This is a genomic window from Lentilactobacillus kefiri, from assembly GCF_007989105.1.
Classification (GTDB): Bacteria; Bacillota; Bacilli; order Lactobacillales; family Lactobacillaceae; genus Lentilactobacillus; species Lentilactobacillus kefiri.
In genome coordinates this window covers 1-3,265 of record NZ_BJVK01000072.1, presented here as the reverse complement: position 1 = coordinate 3,265, position 3,265 = coordinate 1, and the positions used below count along the sequence as shown (strand labels likewise).

The window sequence follows — 3,265 nt, the reverse complement described above, 5'->3', positions numbered from 1 at the left end:
GTTCTTTGAAAACTAGATAATATTAATTTTCTGTAATAATTTTTTGAAATTGTATTTAATATAATTTCAACCGAGAACACCGCGTTATTTTGAGTTTGTTAACTAGAAAAAATCGCAAATACTCAATTAACTTTGCATCACGTAGTGATGTACAGGTTAAGTTAAAAAGGGCGCATGGTGGATGCCTTGGCACTAGAAGCCGATGAAGGACGGGACTAACACCGATATGCTTCGGGGAGCTGTACGTAAGCTTTGATCCGGAGATTTCCGAATGGGGAAACCCAGCAGCTTTAATCAGCTGTTACTATATCGTGAATTCATAGCGATATAGAGGTAGACGTGGGGAACTGAAACATCTCAGTACCCACAGGAGCAGAAAGAAATTTCGATTCCCTAAGTAGCGGCGAGCGAACGGGGAACAGCCCAAACCAACGAGCTTGCTCGTTGGGGTTGTAGGACTGAACATTTGAGTTACCAAAGTTGTTGATAATCGAACAATCTGGGAAGGTTGGCGAAACAGGGTGATAGCCCCGTAGGTGAAATCAATGACCCTCAGTTCAGGATCCTGAGTACGGCGACACACGTGAAACGTCGTCGGAATCCGGGAGGACCATCTCCCAAGGCTAAATACTCTCTAGTGACCGATAGTGTACCAGTACCGTGAGGGAAAGGTGAAAAGCACCCCGGAAGGGGAGTGAAATAGTTCCTGAAACCATGTGCCTACAAGCAGTTAGAGCCCGTTAATGGGTGATAGCGTGCCTCTTGTAGAATGAACCGGCGAGTTACGGTAACATGCAAGGTTAAGGTTTAAAAGCCGGAGCCGCAGCGAAAGCGAGTCTGAAATGGGCGTTTAAGTATGTTGCTGTAGACCCGAAACCAGGTGATCTACCCATGTCCAGGGTGAAGGTGCGGTAAAACGCGCTGGAGGCCCGAACCCGTGTACGTTGAAAAGTGCTGGGATGAGGTGTGGGTAGCGGTGAAATTCCAAACGAACTTGGAGATAGCTGGTTCTCTCCGAAATAGCTTTAGGGCTAGCCTCGGACGTAGAATCATGGAGGTAGAGCCACTGTTTGGACGAGGGGCCCGTCATGGGTTACTAAATTCAGATAAACTCCGAATACCATTGATTTTTATCCGGGAGTCAGACGGTGAGTGATAAGATCCATCGTCAAAAGGGGAACAGCCCAGACCACCAGTTAAGGTCCCTAAATATATGCTAAGTGGAAAAGGATGTGGAGTTGCATAGACAACTAGGATGTTGGCTCAGAAGCAGCCACCATTTAAAGAGTGCGTAATAGCTCACTAGTCGAGTGATTCCGCGCCGAAAATTTACCGGGGCTAAGCATATTACCGAGACTGTGGACTTGACCATTAGGTCAAGTGATAGGAGAGCGTTCTAAGGGCAATGAAGCCAGACCGTAAGGACTGGTGGAGCGCTTAGAAGTGAGAATGCCGGTATGAGTAGCGAAAAATCAGTGAGAATCTGATTCACCGAATGACTAAGGTTTCCTGGGGAAGGCTCGTCCTCCCAGGGTTAGTCGGGACCTAAGCCGAGGCCGAAAGGCGTAGGCGATGGATAACAGGTTGAGATTCCTGTACTAGTTGATTATGTTTGAGCGATGGAGGGACGCAGGAGGCTAAGTTGTGCATCCAGCTGGAAACGGATGTTTAAGCCACAAGTCAGTCAAAGAGTTAAATGCTTTTTGGCGGGTTGACAAGTGGTGATGAGGACCGAAATTTAAGTAGGGAAGCAACCAACGTCACACTGCCGAGAAAAGCTTCTAGTGAGTAATCAACTACCCGTACCGCAAACCGACACAGGTAGTCGAGGAGAGAATCCTCAGGTGAGCGAGTGAACTCTTGTTAAGGAACTCGGCAAAATGACCCCGTAACTTCGGGAGAAGGGGTGCTGTGCGCAAGCACAGCCGCAGTGAAAAGGCCCAGGCGACTGTTTATCAAAAACACAGGTTTCTGCAAAATCGTAAGATGACGTATAGGGGCTGACGCCTGCCCGGTGCTGGAAGGTTAAGTGGATGAGTTAGCTTCGGCGAAGCCCAGAAATGAAGCCCCAGTAAACGGCGGCCGTAACTATAACGGTCCTAAGGTAGCGAAATTCCTTGTCGGGTAAGTTCCGACCCGCACGAAAGGCGTAACGATCTGGGCACTGTCTCAACAAGAGACTCGGTGAAATTAAGATACCTGTGAAGAAGCAGGTTACCCGCGACAGGACGGAAAGACCCCATGGAGCTTTACTGTAGCTTGATATTGGGTGTTGACACAGCTTGTACAGGATAGGTAGGAGCCATTGAGGCCGGAACGCTAGTTTCGGCAGAGGCGTTGGTGGGATACTACCCTCGCTGTGTGAACACTCTAACCCGCGCCACTTAGCGTGGCGGGAGACAGTGTCAGGTAGGCAGTTTGACTGGGGCGGTCGCCTCCCAAACAGTAACGGAGGCGCCCAAAGGTTCCCTCAGAATGGTTGGAAATCATTCAACGAGTGTAAAGGCAGAAGGGAGCTTGACTGCGAGACAGACAGGTCGAGCAGGGACGAAAGTCGGGCTTAGTGATCCGGTGGTACCGTATGGAAGGGCCATCGCTCAACGGATAAAAGCTACCCTGGGGATAACAGGCTTATCTCCCCCAAGAGTCCACATCGACGGGGAGGTTTGGCACCTCGATGTCGGCTCATCGCATCCTGGGGCTGTAGTCGGTCCCAAGGGTTGGGCTGTTCGCCCATTAAAGCGGTACGCGAGCTGGGTTCAGAACGTCGTGAGACAGTTCGGTCCCTATCCGTCGCGGGCGTAGGAAATTTGAGAGGAGCTGTCCTTAGTACGAGAGGACCGGGATGGACATACCGCTGGTGTACCAGTTGCGCCGCCAGGCGCATCGCTGGGTAGCTACGTATGGATGAGATAAACGCTGAAAGCATCTAAGTGTGAAACTCACCTCAAGATGAGATTTCCCATTCCTATATGGAAGTAAGACCCCTGAAAGATGATCAGGTAGATAGGTTGGAAGTGGAAGTGCAGTGATGTACGGAGCGGACCAATACTAATCGGTCGAGGACTTAACCAAGTAGAAATGGTGTTCAAGGTACAGAAAATTAATATTAGCTAGTTTTGAGAGAACGAAGTTCTTTCAAGGAAAAATAGTGTGGTGGCGATAGCCAGAAGGATACACCTGTTCCCATGCCGAACACAGAAGTTAAGCTTCTGCACGCCGAGAGTAGTTGGGGGATCGCCCCCTGCGAGGGTAGGACGTTGCC

Annotated in this window: 2 rRNA genes; both read left to right on the top strand. The window is 49.7% G+C overall.

The annotated features are described in order from the left end of the window. Nucleotides 1–154: 154 nt before the first annotated feature. Nucleotides 155–3,075 (top strand): 23S ribosomal RNA (locus LKE01_RS11590). Nucleotides 3,076–3,152: 77 nt separating this feature from the next. Next, a 5S ribosomal RNA gene (gene rrf, locus LKE01_RS11585) occupies nt 3,153–3,265 on the top strand; the annotation flags it as partial.